The 22,008-nt window shown below is 39.1% G+C and carries 2 protein-coding genes; both read left to right on the forward strand.

The window, feature by feature from the left end:
* The first annotated feature begins 144 nt into the window (after positions 1–144).
* Positions 145–5,910 (forward strand): Ig-like domain-containing protein, encoded by a 5,766-nt coding sequence (locus OGZ34_RS14510; protein ID WP_263360669.1) that lies wholly within the window; start codon positions 145–147, stop codon positions 5,908–5,910.
* Between the two features lie 2,001 nt (positions 5,911–7,911).
* Positions 7,912–21,345, forward strand: coding sequence for an Ig-like domain-containing protein (locus OGZ34_RS22480; RefSeq protein ID WP_263360670.1), 13,434 nt, complete (start codon positions 7,912–7,914; stop codon positions 21,343–21,345).
* Positions 21,346–22,008: the final 663 nt, after the last annotated feature.

Genomic DNA, 22,008 nt, shown 5'->3' on the forward strand with positions numbered 1-22,008 from the left:
TATTACGTAGATGGCACCACTTATTACGTCAATCTACCTCTTGTAACAAGTAGGGTGTGAACCCACAGCTGTAAGGCTAACTTTGTATAAAATTTCCAAGGTGCAACAGCACGTAAATTTTAATCTATATAAAATCCACTAAGAATGATTACAAATATTAGATTATTTCGATTATTATTTATTTTATTGTGTGTATTGCCTATTGCCGTGCAGGCTCAGTATAATTTAAGAGCAACAGCAACAGCTGCCTCCTGCTTTGGCGGTTCAATCACTATTACGGCTGATAATGTCAGTGGGGATATAACGTATTATATTTATAATGATGTTGACTATTTAGAAAGCAGTAGCAATGTAATTTCAAATGTAAATCCAGGGGATTATTTCTATGGTTTTTTCAAGAACGATTTTACGGAGTACGACGAATCCATTGAAAAAATTACAGTAGGTAGTAGTCCATGTACGGGAGTTGGTATTACGGCTGTTAGTGAGGACGCAAGTTGCCCGGGTAGCGGGAAAATCACCGTTTCGATTACTAATTTGCCAGGCACTATTACTTATGCTATTGCAAAAATGCCTTATTTGGAAGCTAATGTTATAACAAGCAGTAGCCCTGTTTTTGCCAATTTAGATGTTGGGAATTATGTTTATGGGTATTATGATGGTACAACCTTTATTAAGAGCCCGGCAACTATTAGTATTGCCGCATCTTATTCCACCTCTTCACCCACCATTAGGAATGTCGCAGCAAGAAATTATACGTATTGCCCCGGAGATTCGCCTTCATTTGGTGAAATTACCGGAATTGTGGGAGGCGGGAATAGCATTTATACGGTAACTTTAACAAAGGTATCAGATAATAGCGAAGTGAGCTCTGTCGTGGGGTGCAATGGTTGTAGTTTTAGCTTCAAAAATGTATTTCCGGGTGATTATAATTTAAAAGCTGTTGACAGATGTGGTACGGTTGTTTTTTATCCAGTAGTAGTTAATCTTCCTGCAAATGTGCCAGTACCTGCTAACAGTGTTATAAATTTTACGGCAGCTTTTCCTAAGGGAACTATAGTGTACAACGACCCCGCTAATCCTTGTTCAGGTATTAGGAAAGCCACGATTAAACTCACCGATTTGGTATCTATAACTGCTTTTAGAGATGGTAGTGCCTATTTTGAGAACATTACACCATCTTTTGCGTTTGGCTTTACACCTAAATTTGTCTACAAGCTTGAAATTCAAAACGGATCTAATTGGGAAGTATACGATAATTTATCCTGGTCCAATCCGGATTTATCTACCAATTTTGATTTGCCTGCGGATCGTTCTAAATGGGGATTGGTGCGATTAACTGCAAGTGCGTGCGGTGTATCCAAGACATTGACACTGTTTTACGGCAGTTCTTCATTTGGAAAAGATTTTCCTTTTGACACGGCTAGTTTCTATTTTTTAAACGATCCTGCATATAAAGATTGTGCGAGTACCGGAAAAGTTAGATTGGATGTGAGGCCAGGTGGAGGATGTGGCCCTTATACCCTTGAAGTAACAGAGATGGATTCCGGTACTATAACAACTTATAGTAGTGGTAGTACTTTTGATGCCTTATTATCTGTAGGGAAAACATATAACTTTAAAATCACTGATGCTAAAGGTGTTGAACCGCCAATTTATATTTATCAAAATAATACCACATCGGCAGTTAAACAGCCAATCTTAAACAATGCTAAAAATATATTGATAGATCCGGCTTACTTTACTCCTGCGACTAAGGATCGTAGAGGTTCTGTTCTATTTTACAAGGGACCTAGTGGGAAATATTTTGGAAAATCAGCATTAATGGCTAAAATTATCTACAGAGACCCAGCATTTCCGGCAAGCTCTGGATTAGAAGGGACCGCAACGATAACTCTGGAGAGTGGTCCTTCGACTCTGGACATAAACAAAGATCAATACGGAAGATTTGGGTTAGGAAATAATTTGGCACCCGGAACCTACAAAATAAGAGTACAGGATTCTGACTGTTTTAACGAACTATATGATGTGGTATTAGACAGTTATTTTACCAATGTTGAATTAACCACCGTGTCTTCTGTACCTTCTATTACAGATTGTGATCGTTACGTTAAATCTGCGAAAGTTAACGTTTCCTATGTGGGCAATGCAATGGCAGACAAAGAATTGATGGAGTTTTACACAGCTGATTATTTATTTTATGTTCGTACTGTAACGGGTCCCGTAATAAGCAGTGCAAATGATGAAGCTTACCCAATGTATGATTACCGAAAAAATGCAATCAGAGGAGGAATTAGTAATATGGTTTATGCCCCGGAAGTAGCCGGGAATTATGTAATAGGATTGTATACTGCATTTGAAGGAGTTGCAAAACCCATTACGGCTCCGCTGGAAGTAAAATCGAATTTCCCCGTTTTTGATTTAAAAGCCTCAGGAGGAATTGTCTGTACCGGAAATACTACTGGTGATCTATATGTGAAAGTAGATAATGTAGATGGTACCGAAACTTATTTTATTAAGAAAGATACAGATGCAGTTTTTCCCGCCACTGGCCAGCAATCTTCGATATTTACCGGCTTAACGGCTGGTAACTATGTGGTAAAAGTAAAAATAGGTTGTTATGAAGTAGAACAACCTCTAACTCTAAGACCACCATTAAACAATCTCGTTTCGGGTACTCCAAGTTTTTGCGAGGGAGGGAGTCTGTCACTTACTTTGGCTCCTACAGTACCTCTTAGCAGTGTAAACTGGACAGCACCAAATGGAAAGGTTTACAACACTAGAGACTTAAAACTTGATAATTTAACAACAACAGATGCTGGTGTATATAAGGTTGAAGCAAACACGCAAGGAGGCTGTAATTTTTTTGAGTTTGTTACTGTTACGATGAACCAAGTGCAGGAACCGACTGGAGCTGCAAACCAGGAATTTTGTAAAGCAGATAATGTTACCGTGGCCAGTTTGACAACCAACGAAACGGGCGTAATCTGGTACGATGCCACAACTGGCGGGAATATAATCGCTTCAACAACAGTTTTAGAAAATAATAAAGTGTATTACGGTTCGCTAAAAGCGGGCATTTGCGAGAGTCCAACACGTTTAGCTGTAACAGTTACTTTAAGCGATCCTCAGACTCCAACAGGAATTGCAACGCAGGAGTTTTGTAAAATTGATAATAAAAAAGTTTCTGATTTAGTTACAACAGAATCAGGAGTGATATGGTATGATGCTGCGACAGCAGGAAATATAATCGTGTCAACAACAGCACTAGAAAATAATAAGGTTTATTATGGTTCTCTGAAAATAGGAACTTGCGAGAGTCCAACACGTTTAGCTGTAACAGTTACTTTAAGCGATCCTCAAACTCCAACAGGAATTGCAACGCAGGAGTTTTGTAAAGCAAGCAATGCAACTGTTTCTGATTTAGTTACAACAGAATCAGGAGTGATATGGTATGATGCTGCGATAGCAGGAAATATAATCGCGTCAACAACAGTTTTAGAAAATAATAAAGTGTATTACGGTTCGCTAAAAGCGGGTATTTGCGAGAGCCCAACACGTTTAGCTGTAACAGTTACTTTGAGTGATCCTCAAACTCCCACAGGAACTGTAACACAGGAATTTTGTAAAGCAAGCAATGCAACTGTTTCTGATTTAGTTACAACAGAATCAGGAGTGATATGGTATGATGCTGCGACAGCAGGAAATATAATCGCGTTAACAACAGTTTTAGAAAATAATAAAGTGTATTACGGTTCTCTGAAAATAGGAACTTGCGAGAGCCCAACACGTTTAGCTGTAACAGTTACTTTAAGCGATCCTCAGACTCCAACAGGAATTGCAACGCAGGAGTTTTGTAAAGCAAGCAATGCAACTGTTGCTGATTTAGTTACAACAGAATCAGGAGTGACATGGTATGATGCTGCGACAGCAGGAACTGCAATCGCTTCAACAACAGCACTAGAAAATAATAAAGTGTATTACGGTTCTCTAAAAGCTGGAACGTGTGAAAGTCCAACAAGATTGGCTGTAACGGTTACTTTGAGTGATCCTCAGACTCCAACAGGAATTGCAACGCAGAAGTTTTGTAAAGCAAGCAATGCAACTGTTGCTGATTTAGTTACAACAGAATCAGGAGTGACATGGTATGATGCTGCGACAGCAGGAACTGCAATCGCCTCAACAACAGCACTAGAAAATAATAAGGTTTATTACGGTTCTCTGAAAATAGGAACGTGTGAAAGTCCAACACGTTTAGCTGTAACAGTTACTTTGAGTGATCCTCAAACTCCTATAGGAATTGCAACGCAGAAGTTTTGTAAAGCAAGCAATGCAACTGTTGCTGATTTAGTTACAACAGAATCAGGAGTGACTTGGTATGATGCTGCGACAGCAGGAACTGCAATCGCTTCAACAACAGTTTTAGAAAATAATAAAGTGTATTACGGTTCTCTGAAAATAGGAACGTGTGAAAGTCCAACACGTTTAGCTGTAACAGTTACTTTGAGTGATCCTCAAACTCCTATAGGAATTGCAACGCAGAAGTTTTGTAAAGCAAGCAATGCAACTGTTGCTGATTTAGTTACAACAGAATCAGGAGTGACATGGTATGATGCTGCGACAGCAGGAACTGCAATCGCCTCAACAACAGCACTAGAAAATAATAAAGTGTATTACGGTTCTCTAAAAACAGGAACGTGTGAAAGTTCAACAAGATTGGCTGTAACGGTTACTTTGAGCGATCCGCAAACTCCAACGGGACCTGCAAAACAAGAATTTTGTAAAGTAAATAATAATACCGTTGCTGATTTAGCGACTACTGAATCGGGAGTGACTTGGTATGATGCTGTAACTGGAGGAAATATAATCGCTTCAACAAGTGTTTTGGAAAATAATAAGATTTACTACGGTTCTTTAAAAGCAGGAAATTGTGAAAGTGCAATACGATTTGCGGTAAAAGTAATTTTAAAAAGTGATTTGACAGAACCTGCTCCTAATTGGAACTCTGTAGCTTATATTTCTGATAAAATAACCTATAGTTTATTGGATGGAATGTCTTCCTATAATTGGTTAGTTTCTAAAGAGGGTACTATAGTTGCTGGTGGTCAGCCAACAGACAATTATATAACTGTTGAATGGAATAGTGCCGGGAAAGCAACGATACAAGCCGACTATATGGATTTTTCGAAATGTAATCCTTTGGTGTCTGTGAATTTTTCTGTGACAGTTAATCCTTTTTCGGGTACTGTTTCGTCGGATATTGGTTTAAAAAAGACAGTAGATAATACCACACCAGATGTGGGACAACAGGTAGTTTTTACGATTACAGCAGAGAATCTAAGAACAAATGAGGTTAAAGACATAATCATTAGCGAAAAACTTCCCTCAGGATATGAGTATGTTACATCAAAGGTTTCTTCCGGAAATTATAATGCAGGCAGCGGTATTTGGACATTGCCTGCACTACAGATACACGAAGATCAAACCCTTGCGATCATTGCAAAAGTGAAGGGATCGGGCGATTATCTGAATATAGCCTATTTAAAAGCTTCAAATCCCGTAGATAGCAATGAAGCAAATAATAGAGCAGAAGCTTCGGTTACCGCTCAGGGTGTGATTGTTTACAATGCGATTTCGCCTGATGGAGATGGTTTGAACGATTATTTTAAAATTGACGGATTGGATAGGTACCCCAATAATACAGTAGAAATTTTTAATAGAGGTGGCGTTCAGATCTTCAAGACTAGTAATTATGGAAGTAATGCCAATGTTTTTCGAGGAATTTCAGAAGGGAGGGTTACAATCGATAAACAACGCGGAGTACCAACGGGAACTTACTTCTATGTTCTTCGATATGAAGCACATGGTACAATGAACGAAAAAAGCGGGTATCTCTATGTTAAAAATTAAGAGAGAAGTCATCTTTTCTTCTAAATCCGACAGGTCTTAAGACCTGTCGGATTTATTTTTTTTAACCTTTTGAATTTTCTCATATTTCAACATAGCCCGCAGTTTCAACTGCGGGGTGCATTAGTTAGGGCGTTTTGCATTGTGTTCCTGCGGTTAAAACTGCAGGTTATCTTCGGATTATTTGATCGTATAAGATCTCTATTTCTATGTGTCAAATTGGTTTTGAGAATCAGGATGATTAGATAAATTGAAAATGATCTTTTGAATCTTCTCATATTTCAACATAGCCCGCAGTTTCAACTGCGGGATGCATTAGTTAGGTATTTTGCATTGCGTTCCTGTGGTTAAAACTACAGGTTATCTTCGGATTATTTGATGGTATAAGATCTCTATTTCTATGTGTCAAATTGGTTTTGAGAATCAGGATGATTAGATAAATTGAAAATGATCTTTTGCATTTTCTCATATTTCAACATAGCCCGCAGTTTCAACTGCGAGGTGTATTAGTTAGGTATTTTGCATTGCGTTCCTGCGGTTGAAACCGCAGGTTATATTTTGATTATTAGGTAGTATAAGATCTCCATTTCTATGTGTCAAATTGGTTTTGAGAATCAGGATGATTAGATAAATTGAAAATGATCTTTTGCATCTTCTCATATTTCAGCATAGCCCGCAGTTTCAACTGCGGGGTGTATTAGTTAGGTATTTTGCATTGCGTTCCTGCGGTTAAACTAGAGGTTATCTTCGAATTATTTGATCGTATAAGATCCTATTTCTATGTGTCAAATTGGTTTTGAGAATCAGGATGCTTAGATAAATTGAAAATGATCTTTTGAATCTTCTCATATTTCAACATAGCCCGCAGTTTCAACTGCGGGGTGCATTAGTTAGGGTATTTTGCATTGCGTTCCTGCGGTTAAAACCACAGGTTATATTTTGATTATTAGGTAGTATAAGATCCTATTTCTATGTGTCAAATTGGTTTTGAGAATCAGGATGCTTAGATAAATTGAAAATGATCTTTTGAATCTTCTCATATTTCAACATAGCTAGCAGTTTCAACTGCGGGGTGCATTAGTTAGGGCGTTTTGCATTGTGCTCCTGCGGTTAAAACTGCAGGTTATCTTCGGATTATTTGATCGAATAAGATCCTATTTCTATGTGTCAAATTGGTTTTGACAATCAGGATACTTAGATAAATTGAAAATGATCTTTTGTATCTTCTCATATTTCAACATAGCCCGCAGTTTCAACTGCGGGATGCATTAGTTAGGTATTTTGCATTGCGTTCCTGCGGTTAAAACTGCAGGTTATATTTTGATTATTAGGTAGTATAAGATCTCTATTTCTATGTGTCAAATTGGTTTTGAGAATCAGGATGCTTAGATAAATTGAAAATGATCTTTTGTATCTTCTCATATTTCAACATAGCCCTCAGTTTCAACTGCGGGGTGCATTAGTTAGGGTATTTTGCATTGCGTTCCTGTGGTTAAAACTGCAGGTTATCTTCGAATTATTTGATGGTATAAGATCTCTATTTCTATGTGTCAAATTGGTTTTGAGAATCAGGATGATTAGATAAATTGAAAATGATCTTTTGAATCTTCTCATATTTCAACATAGCCCTCAGTTTCAACTGCGGGGTGCATTAGTTAGGGCGTTTTGCATTGTGTTCCTGTGGTTAAAACTGCAGGTTATCTTCAGATTATTTGATCGAATAAGATCTCTGTTTTTCTGTTTCTAACCCGGCAGTTTTTTAAAATCCGTCGGGTTTATATTTTAAAAAATGAGTATTCGGAAGGTTTTATCGAGACCTTTTTGGGGTATTTAATAGTATAAAAAGAAGTTGTTAATTACCACTTATTACGTAGTTCGACCAATTATTACATCAATCTGCCTTTTGTAACAAATGGATTATGGATATACTAGTGGTAGGATAGTTTTGTACAAAATTTCAGCGTGCCACAGTGCACGGATTTAACTGTATAAAACCCAATAAGAATGGCAATTAACATTAGATTATTTAAAGTATTACTTATTTTGTTATACTTAATACCTTTTGCGGGGTATTCTCAGGTAACTATCACGGCTACCGCGACTGATGCGGCTTGTGTAGGAGATGGAACAATTACCATAAATGTTACTAATGCTACAGGACCTATCATTTATGCTGTGGCAAAATTGCCATTTGATGAAGCTACTGTGATCAGGTCAATCGATCCATTAATTACGCATTTGGCAAGGGGGGATTACTATTATGGTTATTATAATGGTACTACCTTTGTTAAAGCAACGAATCCGATAAGTGTAGGAGGAGCTTATACCACAGCTTCCCCTACAATTACGGGTTTTGCCGGGTTTAATTACACGTATTGCGGTACCGATCCGGATCCTTTGGGGACTATTAGAGTTGGTATGGCAGGAGTAAATCCGCCTTATACGATAAGCCTGTTCAGAACCTCGGATAACAGTGAAGTCCAAAAAATAACAACAGCCGGTACTTCCACTTATGATTTTAAAAATGTGCTTCCCGGAACCTATAGAGTAGAATTAACGGACAATTGTGGAGTAAAGACCGCTAGTATCAATACTGTTACACTCGCTGCCAATGTAAAGTTTACTTCTAATAACATAACGATGAGTTCTGGTAACTTAGAGATCGTTTACAATACTCCCGGAGATATTTGTTCCGGTATTGCAAGCGTTTCTTATAGGGGTGGATATGCTTACACTCAGTCTGTCTCGCCCGCGTCATTTAGTGCCGTTACTCGAGATTCTTTTTCATATAAATTGGAAATACAAAATGGAGCTGATTGGGATGTATACGATAATTTAACTTATGCACAGGTTATTGGACGTTTTTCACTACCCACCGACAGATCCAAATGGGGACTCGTTCGTTTGACGGCCAGTTATTGCGGAGTTTCAAAAACACTGACAACGGATTATGGATCCTCCAGTCTGGGTAAAATAGAAGCTCTTCAACTTTCAACTTTTAGAATTGCGGATGATCCGGCAAATACAAATTGTGGTACGACCGGAAAAGTTTCCATAACTGCTTATGCTAGTGGAGGATGTGCGCCTTATACAGTGCAGGTGACCGATACGGCTACTAATACGACTCAAAGTTATACTAGTACTGGAACTAATACTACTGTCAACTTTTTAGTCGATATTGGCCAAACTTATACTTTTAAACTGATGGACAGGAGTGGAGCAGAAGCGCCGGAATATCGCTTTCTTAATGTTACATCAAATCCAAACAGGCCGCTGCCTGCTGTAACGGGGCCCAATAACGTCTTTATAGATCCTGTTTATTTTACTGCGACACCGCCAGTCGATCCTAAAAGTTTGATACGTTTTTATCGCAGACCCAGTGGCGCCAATTTTGGTAAGTCGGCCTTAGCAGTGTACACCCCTGGTTTACAGGGAATAGTTACCGTGAGCCTGGTAAACGGCCCTTCGCCATTAACAGTAACTGCCAGAACGGGATACTCTGTTTTAGGTGAAAATTTAAATCAGGGGAATTACAAAATCAGGGTACAGGATTCGGGCTGTTTTGATGAGGTATTTGATGTGGTGCTGAATTGTTACTTTTCTCAAATCGAAATTACGTCAATCTCGTCAACGCTCTCTGCGACAGCCTGCGACCGATATGTAAAAAGGGTAGGGGTTAGAGTTTCTATGGTTGGTACGGCAGATTCTAATTCATCTAATTCTGACCCTTTTTTAAATCACTATATATACGTACGCACAGTTTCCGGCCCGGTATCCGGAAGTGGTTCTGCAGGGTCTTCTCATTCTCTTCCTAATATATTAAGAGAGGGGACATATGAGTTTGTTTATCCTGATCAAACCTATGGTACTTACGAAATAGGCCTTACGAGAAAGAGTAATGTAAGTGGTTTTTTAACCACTGGCGATTTATGGGAGGGCACGACAACAAAAACGATAGAAATCAAAACCAATTTTCCGGTTTTTGATTTATCTCAATCCGGAGGTATAATTTGTAGCGGAAATACAACCGGTGACCTTTATGCCAAAGTAAATAACGTAGACGCTACTGCTACTTATTTTTTAAAGAAGAATACTGACACTAATTTTCCCGCAACGGGGCAGACTGATCTGGTATTTAGAGGACTCACGGCAGGTAATTACGTGGTAAGAGCAAGAACGAATTGTTATGATGTTGAGCAGCCTCTAATTTTAAGAGTACCATCTTCTCTATTAATAGCCGGTAACTCGTCTTATTATTGTAAAGGCGAAAGTTTAAAACTTGGTCTAAATCCAATGGGGCCTATTGCTTCTGTTAAATGGACATTGCCGGATGGCAGTACTTTGAACACAATCGAATTGGCATTGGATAATTTAACGACAGCTCAAAGCGGTTTGTATAAAGTCGAGTTAAATACCTTAGGCGGATGTTATTTTACGGAATCTGTAAACATTACAGTTAATGATCCACAAACACCAACAGGAGCTTCAAATCAGGAATTTTGTACAGTAAACAATGCAACTGTTGCCAATTTGTCGACCACAGAATCAAATGTAATTTGGTACGATGCCGCTACAGCAGGCAATGCAATCAGTTCGACAACGGTTTTAGAAAACAATAAGATCTATTATGGTTCTCAGAAAGAGAGAAATTGTGAAAATCCAACAAGATTGGCTGTAACGGTTACTTTAAGTGATCCTAAAACACCAACAGGAACTTCAAGTCAGGAATTCTGTAAAGTGGATAATAAAAAAGTTGCTGATTTAGTAACAACAGAATCAAATGTAACATGGTATGACGCCGCGACAGGAGGAAATGTAGTGCCGCCGACAACTATTTTAGAAAACAATAAAATTTATTACGGTTCTCTAAAAGTTGGTACTTGCGAAAGTCCAACGAGATTGGCTGTAACGGTTACTTTGAGCGATCCTAAAACACCGACAGGAACTTCAATTCAGGAATTTTGTAAGGTACGTAATGCTACAGTTGCTGATTTATTGACTACAGAATCAAATGTAACATGGTTTGATGCTGGAACTGGAGGCAATGTAATCAGTTCGACAACGGCTTTAGAAAATAATAAAGTGTATTACGGATCTCTAAAAGCAGGTATTTGTGAAAGTCCAACAAGATTGGCGGTAACGGTTACTTTGAGTGATCCAAAAACGCCAACAGCGGCAAATACAATACAAGAATTTTGTAAAGTAAATAATTCAACTGTTGCTGATTTAGTAACAACAGAATCAAATGTAACATGGTATGACGCCGCGACAGGAGGAAATGTAGTGTCGCCGACAACTATTTTAGAAAACAATAAAATTTATTACGGATCTTCAAAATTAGATACATGCGAAAGCCCGACAAGATTGGCTGTAAGAGTAACTTTGAGTGATCCTCAAACGCCAACGACAAATCAAACCACACAGGAATTCTGTAAAATAGATAATAAAAAAGTGTCTGATTTGGCTACCACTGAACCAGGAGTGACTTGGTATGATGCTGTAACAGCAGGAAATATTGTACCATCAACGACAATATTAACCAATGGAATGGTTTATTACGGTTCTCTAAAAGCAGGAACGTGCGAGAGTCCGACGAGATTGGCAGTAACAGTTACTTTGAGTGATCCAAAAACGCCAACGACAGCCAATACCACACAGGAATTCTGCAAAGTGGATAATAAAAAAGTTTCTGATTTGGCTACGACAGAAAGTGGTGTAACATGGTATGATGCTGCCACAGCAGGAAATATAATAGCTTCAACAGCAGTTTTAGAAAATAATAAAATCTATTACGGTTCGCTAAAAGTAGGAACTTGCGAAAGCCCAACAAGATTAGCCGTAACAGTTACTTTGAGCGATCCTCAAACGCCAACTACAAATCAAACTACTCAGGAATTCTGTAAAATAGACAATAAGAAAGTTTCTGATTTGGCTACAACAGAATCAAATGTAACTTGGTATGACGCTGCCACAGCAGGAACTGCAATCGCTTCAACAACTGTTTTAGAAAATAATAAAATCTATTACGGTTCTCTAAAAGTAGGAACGTGCGAGAGTCCAACGAGATTGGCGGTAACAGTTATTTTAAGTGATCCAAAAACGCCAACTACAAATCAAACTACTCAGGAATTCTGTAAAATAGACAACAAGAGAGTTGCTGATTTGTCTACGACTGAATCAGGAGTGACTTGGTACGATGCTTCCACAGCAGGAAATGTTGTACCCTCAACGACAACATTAACCAATGGAATGGTTTATTACGGTTCGCTAAAAGTGGGAACATGCGAAAGCCCGACAAGATTGGCGGTAACAGTTACTTTGAGCGATCCAAAAACGCCAACTACAAATCAAACGACACAGGAATTCTGTAAAATAGACAATAAGAAGGTATCTGATTTGGCTACGACCGAATCAGGAGTGACTTGGTACGATGCGGCAACAGCAGGAAATGTTGTACCATCAACGACAACATTAACCAATGGAACGGTTTATTACGGTTCGCTAAAAGTAGGAACATGCGAAAGTCCAACAAGATTGGCGGTAACAGTTACTTTGAGTGATCCTCAAACGCCAACGACAAATCAAACGACACAGGAATTCTGTAAAATAGACAATAAGAAAGTTTCTGATTTGGCTACTACTGAATCAGGAGTGACTTGGTACGATGCTGTAACAGCAGGAAATGCAATCGCTTCGACAGCAGTTTTAGAAAACAATAAAGTGTATTACGGTTCTCTAAAAGTTGGCACTTGCGAAAGCCCAACAAGATTGGCGGTGACAGTTACTTTGAGTGATCCTCAAACGCCAACGACAAATCAAACGGCACAGGAATTCTGTAAAGTGGATAATAAAAAAGTTGCTGATTTGGCTACGACTGAATCAGGAGTGACTTGGTATGATGCAGCTACCGCAGGAAATATTATCGCTTCAACAGCAGTTTTAGAAAACAATAAAGTGTATTACGGTTCTCTAAAAGTTGGTACTTGCGAAAGCCCGACAAGATTGGCGGTGACAGTAACTATGAGCGATCCTCAAACACCAACGACAAATCAAACCACACAGGAATTCTGTAAAATAGACAATAAGAAGGTATCTGATTTGGCTACAACAGAAAGTGGTGTAACATGGTACGATGCAGCTACCGCAGGAAATATAATCGCTTCAACAACCGCTTTAGAAAACAATAAAGTGTATTACGGTTCTCTAAAAGTTGGCACTTGCGAGAGTCCGACGAGATTGGCGGTAACGGTTACTTTGAGCGATCCAAAAACGCCAACTACAAATCAAACTATTCAGGAATTTTGTAAAATAGACAATAAGAAGGTATCTGATTTGACTACGACTGAATCAGGAGTGACGTGGTACGATGCGGCAACAGCAGGAAATATTGTACCATCAACGACAATATTAACCAACGGAACGGTTTATTACGGTTCTCTAAAAGTTGGAACGTGCGAAAGCCCAACAAGATTGGCTGTAACGGTTACTTTGAGCGATCCTCAAACGCCAACGACAGCCAATACCACACAGGAATTCTGTAAAGTGGATAATAAAAGAGTTGCTGATTTGGCTACAACAGAATCAAATGTAACTTGGTATGACGCTGCCACAGCAGGAACTGCAATCGCTTCAACAACTGTTTTAGAAAATAATAAAATCTATTACGGTTCTCTAAAAGTAGGAACGTGCGAGAGTCCAACGAGATTGGCGGTAACAGTTATTTTAAGTGATCCAAAAACGCCAACTACAAATCAAACTACTCAGGAATTCTGTAAAATAGACAACAAGAGAGTTGCTGATTTGTCTACGACTGAATCAGGAGTGACTTGGTACGATGCTTCCACAGCAGGAAATGTTGTACCCTCAACGACAACATTAACCAATGGAATGGTTTATTACGGTTCGCTAAAAGTGGGAACATGCGAAAGCCCGACAAGATTGGCGGTAACAGTTACTTTGAGCGATCCAAAAACGCCAACTACAAATCAAACGACACAGGAATTCTGTAAAATAGACAATAAGAAGGTATCTGATTTGGCTACGACCGAATCAGGAGTGACTTGGTACGATGCGGCAACAGCAGGAAATGTTGTACCATCAACGACAACATTAACCAATGGAACGGTTTATTACGGTTCGCTAAAAGTAGGAACATGCGAAAGTCCAACAAGATTGGCGGTAACAGTTACTTTGAGTGATCCTCAAACGCCAACGACAAATCAAACGACACAGGAATTCTGTAAAATAGACAATAAGAAAGTTTCTGATTTGGCTACTACTGAATCAGGAGTGACTTGGTACGATGCTGTAACAGCAGGAAATGCAATCGCTTCGACAGCAGTTTTAGAAAACAATAAAGTGTATTACGGTTCTCTAAAAGTTGGCACTTGCGAAAGCCCAACAAGATTGGCGGTGACAGTTACTTTGAGTGATCCTCAAACGCCAACGACAAATCAAACGGCACAGGAATTCTGTAAAGTGGATAATAAAAAAGTTGCTGATTTGGCTACGACTGAATCAGGAGTGACTTGGTATGATGCAGCTACCGCAGGAAATATTATCGCTTCAACAGCAGTTTTAGAAAACAATAAAGTGTATTACGGTTCTCTAAAAGTTGGTACTTGCGAAAGCCCGACAAGATTGGCGGTGACAGTAACTATGAGCGATCCTCAAACACCAACGACAAATCAAACCACACAGGAATTCTGTAAAATAGACAATAAGAAGGTATCTGATTTGGCTACAACAGAAAGTGGTGTAACATGGTACGATGCAGCTACCGCAGGAAATATAATCGCTTCAACAACCGCTTTAGAAAACAATAAAGTGTATTACGGTTCTCTAAAAGTAGGAACGTGCGAGAGTCCAACGAGATTAGCTGTAACGGTTACTTTGAGCGATCCAAAAACGCCAACGACAAATCAAAGCACACAGGAATTCTGTAAAGTGGATAATAGAAAAGTTGCTGATTTGGCTACAAGAGAATCAGGAGTGACTTGGTACGATGCTGCAACAGCAGGAAATATTGTACCAGCAACGACAATATTAACCGATGGAATGGTTTATTACGGTTCTCTAAAAGTAGGAACCTGCGAGAGTCCAACGAGATTAGCTGTAACGGTTACTTTGAGCGATCCTCAAACACCAACGACAGCCAATACCACACAGGAATTTTGTAAAGTGGATAACAAAAAAGTTTCTGATTTGGCTACGACTGAATCAGGAGTGACGTGGTATGATGCTGTAACAGCAGGAACTGCAATCGCTTCGACAGCAGTTTTAGAAAATAACAAAATCTATTACGGTTCGCTAAAAGTAGGAACATGCGAGAGTCCGACAAGATTGGCGGTGACAGTTACTTTGAGTGATCCTCAAACACCAACGACTGTCAATACCACACAGGAATTCTGTAAAGTGGATAATAAAAAAGTTTCTGATTTGGCTACCACTGAACCAGGAGTGACTTGGTACGATGCTGCCACAGCAGGAACGGTACTCGCTTCAACAACCGCTTTAGAAAACAATAAAATCTATTATGGTTCATTAAAAGTAGGTACTTGTGAAAGCCCAACAAGATTGGCTGTAACAGTTACTTTAAGTGATCCAAAAACGCCAACTACAAATCAAACTACTCAGGAATTCTGTAAAATAGACAATAAGAAGGTATCTGATTTGGCTACAACAGAATCAGGAGTGACTTGGTATGATGCTGCAACAGCAGGAAATGTTATCGCTTCAACAACCGCTTTAGAAAACAATAAAGTGTATTACGGTTCATTAAAAGTAGGAACATGCGAGAGTCCGACAAGATTGGCGGTGACAGTTACTTTGAGCGATCCAAAAACACCAACAACAGCCAATACCACACAGGAATTCTGTAAAGTGGATAATAAGAAAGTTGCTGATTTGGCTACGATAGAAAGTGGTGTAACATGGTATGATGCTGCAACAGCAGGAAATGCAATCGCTTCGACAGCAGTTTTAGAAAATAACAAAATCTATTACGGTTCATTAAAAGTAGGAACCTGCGAGAGTCCGACAAGATTGGCTGTAACAGTTACTTTGAGTGATCCAAAAATGCCAACGACAAATCAAACCACACAGGAATTCTGTAAAATAGATAATAAAAAAGTGTCTGATTTGGCTACTACTGAACCAGGAGTGACTTGGTACGATGCGGCAACAGCAGGAAATGCAATCGCTTCGACAACAGTTTTAGAAAATAACAAAATCTATTACGGTTCTCTAAAAGTTGGTACTTGCGAGAGTCCAACGAGATTGGAGGTAACAGTTACTTTGAGCGATCCTCAAACACCAACAACAAATCAAACTACTCAGGAATTCTGTAAAGTGGATAATAAGAAAGTTTCTGATTTGGCTACAACAGAAAGTGGTGTAACATGGTATGATGCCGCAACAGGCGGAAATGCAGTTGCTTCAACAACAACTTTAGAAAACAATAAAGTGTATTACGGTTCTCTAAAAGTAGGAACTTGCGAGAGTCCAACAAGATTGGCGGTAACAGTTACTTTGAGCGATCCTCAAACGCCAACGACAGCCAATACCACACAGGAATTCTGTAAAGTGGATAATATGAAAGTTTCTGATTTGGCTACGACTGAATCAGGAGTGACTTGGTACGATGCTGCCACAGCAGGAACGGCACTCGCTTCAACAACTGTTTTAGAAAACAATAAAGTGTATTACGGTTCTCTAAAAGTAGGAACATGCGAAAGCCCAACGAGATTGGCTGTAACAGTTACTTTGAGCGATCCTCAAACGCCAACGACAGCCAATACCACACAGGAATTCTGTAAAATAGACAATAAGAAAGTTTCTGATTTGGCTACTACAGAATCAGGAGTGACTTGGTACGATGCAGCAACAGCAGGAACTGTACTCGCTTCAACAACCGCTTTAGAAAATAATAAAGTGTATTACGGTTCTCTAAAAGTTGGCACTTGCGAGAGCCCGACAAGATTAGCTGTAACAGTTACTTTGAGTGATCCTCAAACGCCAACGACAAATCAAACCACACAGGAATTCTGTAAAGTGGATAATAAGAAAGTTGCTGATTTGGCTACGACTGAATCAGGAGTGACGTGGTATGATGCTGTAACAGCAGGAAATGTTGTACCATCAACTCAGGCACTAACCGATGGAACAATCTATTACGGTTCTCTAAAAGTAGGAACGTGCGAGAGCCCAACAAGATTGGCTGTAACGGTTACTTTAAGCGATCCAAAAACGCCAACTACAAATCAAACTACTCAGGAATTCTGTAAAGTGGATAACAAAAAAGTTTCTGATTTGGCTACGACTGAATCAGGAGTGACTTGGTATGATGCTGCCACAACAGGAAATGTTGTACCATCAACTCAGGCACTAACCAATGGAATGGTTTATTACGGTTCGCTAAAAGTGGGAACATGCGAAAGCCCGACAAGATTAGCTGTAACAGTTACTTTGAGTGATCCTCAAACGCCAACGACAAATCAAACCACACAGGAATTCTGTAAAGTGGATAATAAAAAAGTGTCTGATTTGGCTACGACTGAATCAGGAGTGACTTGGTACGATGCTGCAACAGCAGGAAATGCAATCGCTTCGACAGCAGTTTTAGAAAATAACAAAATCTATTACGGTTCTCTAAAAGTTGGCACTTGCGAAAGCCCGACAAGATTGGCGGTAACAGTAACTTTGAGCGATCCTCAAACACCAACAACTGCCAATACCACACAGGAATTCTGTAAAGTGGATAATAGAAAAGTTTCTGATTTGGCTACAACAGAAAGTGGTGTAACATGGTATGATGCTGCCACAGCAGGAAATGTTGTACCATCAACTCAGGCACTAACTGATGGAACAATCTATTACGGTTCCTTGAAATCAGGAACTTGTGAAAGCCCAACGAGATTGGCTGTAACGGTTACTTTGAGTGATCCTCAAACTCCAACAACAGCCAATACCACACAAGAATTCTGTAAAATAGACAATAAGAAGGTATCTGATTTGGCTACCACTGAACAAGGAGTGACTTGGTACGATGCGGCAACAGCAGGAACTGCACTCGCTTCAACAACTGTTTTAGAAAACAATAAAGTGTATTACGGTTCATTAAAAGTTGGCACTTGCGAGAGTCCAACAAGATTGGCGGTGACAGTTACTTTGAGTGATCCTCAAACACCAACAACAGCCAATACCACACAGGAATTCTGTAAAGTGGATAACAAAAAAGTTTCTGATTTGGCTACGACAGAATCTGGAGTGACTTGGTACGATGCTGTAACAGCAGGAAATGTTATCGCTTCAACAACAGTTTTAGAAAATAACAAAATCTATTATGGTTCGCTAAAAGTAGGAACCTGCGAGAGTCCAACAAGATTGGCGGTAACGGTTATTTTGAGCGATCCTCAAACACCAACTACAAATCAAACTACTCAGGAATTCTGTAAAATAGACAATAAGAAGGTATCCGATTTGGCTACGACTGAATCAGGAGTAACTTGGTATGACGCTGCCACAGCAGGAACTGCAATCGCTTCAACAACTGTTTTAGAAAATAATAAAATCTATTACGGTTCTCTAAAAGTTGGAACGTGCGAAAGTCCAACAAGATTGGCGGTAACAGTTACTTTGAGCGATCCTCAAACGCCAACGACAAATCAAACGACACAGGAATTCTGTAAAGTGGATAATATGAAAGTTTCTGATTTGGCTACGACTGAATCAGGAGTGACTTGGTACGATGCTGCCACAGCAGGAAATGTTGTACCATCAACGACAACATTAACCAATGGAACGGTTTATTACGGTTCGCTAAAAGTTGGCACTTGCGAGAGTCCAACGAGATTGGCTGTAACGGTTACTTTAAGTGATCCTCAAACGCCAACGACAGCCAATACCACACAGGAATTCTGTAAAATAGACAATAAAAAAGTTGCTGATTTGGCTACCACTGAATCAGGAGTGACGTGGTATGATGCTGTAACGGCAGGAAATATTGTACCATCAACGACAATATTAACCAACGGAACGGTTTATTACGGTTCATTAAAAGTAGGAACATGCGAAAGCCCGACAAGATTGGCGGTAACGGTTACTTTGAGCGATCCTCAAACACCAACAACTGCCAATACTACACAGGAATTCTGTAAAATAGACAATAAGAAAGTTTCTGATTTGGCTACGACAGAAAGTGGTGTAACATGGTATGATGCTGCCACAGCAGGAAATGTTATCGCTTCGACAGCAGTTTTAGAAAATAACAAAATCTATTACGGTTCATTAAAAGTAGGAACTTGCGAAAGCCCAACAAGATTGGCTGTAACGGTTACTTTGAGTGATCCTCATACGCCAACAACTGCCAATACCACACAGGAATTCTGTAAAGTGGATAATAAGAAAGTTTCTGATTTGGCTACAACAGAAAGTAGTGTAACATGGTACGATGCGGCAACAGCAGGAAATGTTGTACCATCAACGACAATATTAACCAATGGAATGGTTTATTACGGTTCTCTAAAAGTTGGTACTTGCGAAAGCCCGACAAGATTGGCTGTAACGGTTACTTTGAGCGATCCTCAAACACCAACTACAAATCAAACTACTCAGGAATTCTGTAAAATAGACAATAAAAAAGTTTCTGATTTGGCTACAACAGAATCAGGAGTGACTTGGTACGATGCGGCAACAGCAGGAAATATTGTACCATCAACGACAACATTAACCAACGGAACGGTTTATTACGGTTCTCTAAAAGTAGGAACGTGCGAGAGCCCAACAAGATTGGCGGTAACGGTTACTTTGAGTGATCCTCAAACACCAACAACTGCCAATACCACACAGGAATTCTGTAAAGTGGATAATAAAAAAGTTTCTGATTTGGCTACCACTGAACCAGGAGTGACGTGGTACGATGCTTTAACAGCAGGAAATGTTATCGCTTCGACAACCGCTTTAGAAAACAATAAAGTGTATTACAGTTCATTAAAAGTAGGTACTTGCGAGAGCCCAACAAGATTGGCTGTAACGGTTACTTTGAGTGATCCGCAAACGCCAACGACAAATCAAACGACACAGGAATTCTGTAAAGTGGATAATAAAAAAGTTTCTGATTTGGCTACCACTGAATCAGGAGTGACTTGGTACGATGCTGCAACAGCAGGAAATGTTATCGCTTCAACAACCGCTTTAGAAAACAATAAAGTGTATTACGGTTCTCTAAAAGTAGGAACTTGCGAAAGCCCGACAAGATTGGCGGTGACAGTTACTTTGAGCGATCCAAAAACACCAACAACTGCCAATACCATACAGGAATTTTGTAAAACGGATAATAAAACAGCAGGAGATTTAATCACCAATGAATCAGGAGTGACTTGGTACGATGCTGCGACAGGAGGCAACAAAGTAGATCCGTCTACACTTTTGGAACACAATAAGGACTATTATGGTTCATTAAAAGAGGGAGCTTGTGAGAGTCCGATACGTCTGGAGGTAAAAGTGATTGTAAAAAGTTGTACACCGGAGCCTGCGCCAAACTGGAATGGTAACGGTTGTGCTTTTGATGAAACAACTTACAAGGTACTTAGTGGAATGTCAAATTATAATTGGTTTGTTTCTAAAGAAGGTACTATCGTTGCCGGAGGGCAGCTAACAGACGATTACATAACTGTTCTATGGAATAGTGTAGGGAAAGCGATTGTAAAAGTGGACTATATTGATGTGTCGAAATTCGATCCTTTGGTATCAGTAGATTTCCCTGTAACGATTAATTCCTGTTCGGATATTGGTTTGAAAAAGGTAGTAGATAATGCTAATCCGTTTATCGGAAAAGAGGTTGTCTTTACGATTACAGCAGAGAATTTTGGAACTAACCAAGCTAAGGATATAACGATTAGCGAAGCACTTCCTTCGGGATATGTTTATGTAGCTTCGGAAGCTTCTGCGGGAAAATATAATCCAACTAGTGGAATATGGACAATACCAGTATTGCAATCAAAAGAAATTCAGACTTTAAAGGTAACTGCAAAAGTGAAAGAAAAAGGAGATTATTTGAATATCGTTTATTTAACGGATTCAAATCCGGTAGATAATAATGAAACAAATAATAGAGCAGAAGCATCGATTAAAGTTAAAGATGTAATTGTGCACAATTCGGTTTCTCCTAACGGTGATGATTTAAACGATTATCTTAGAATAGATGGTTTAGACCAATATCCTAATAATTCTGTTGAAATTTTTAATTCAGGAGGAGTTCAAATCTTCAAGACCGGTAATTATGGAAGCAATGGTAATGTTTTCAGGGGAATTTCAGAAGGAAGGGTTACAATCGATAAACAACGCGGAGTACCAACCGGAACTTATTTTTACATTCTTCGTTACGAAGCAGATGGTATCATGAACGAAAAAACCGGATATCTCTATGTTAAAAATTAAGAGAGAAATCATCTTTTTTTCTAAACCGGACAGGTCTTAAAACCTGTCCGGTTTATTTTTTTTAGACATTTTATATCTTCCGTTATTTCAGCATAGCATGCAGTTTCAGCTGCGGGGTGCATTATTACGGTGTTTTGTATTGTGTTCCTGCGGTTGAAACCGCAGGCAATATTTGGATATTCGATAGTATAAAATCTCTATTTTTTGTGTGTTTAGATCAATCGTGTCGAAGGGGGATAATTAGATAATTTGAAAACGATACTTTTAAATTGAGGTGTTGCTTCTAAACCTTTTGTATCTTCTGTTCATTCAGTATAACGCAGTTTCAATTGCGGGGTGCATTATTAGGGTGTTTTGTATTGTGTTCCTGCAGTTGAAACCGCAGGCAATGTTTGGATATTCGATAGTATAAAATCTCTATTTTTTATGTGTTTAGATTAATCGCTTCGAATGGGACAATTAGATAATTTGAAGATGGTGTTTTAGATTAAAGAAAGCCATAAAAAACAAAAATGTACTCGTTTGCAAAGAAGAGCGTATTAATACTATTTAAAATTAGTTCGGTATTGGAAAGCATTATTTATTATCGGTAGTCTTCTAAAAAATTGTACCGTTTTTTAAAACCTGTTCGGTTTATATGTTTTTTAATAAAGGACAAACCAC

The organism is Flavobacterium collinsii (genome assembly GCF_946903285.1).
Taxonomy (GTDB): domain Bacteria; phylum Bacteroidota; class Bacteroidia; order Flavobacteriales; family Flavobacteriaceae; genus Flavobacterium; species Flavobacterium collinsii.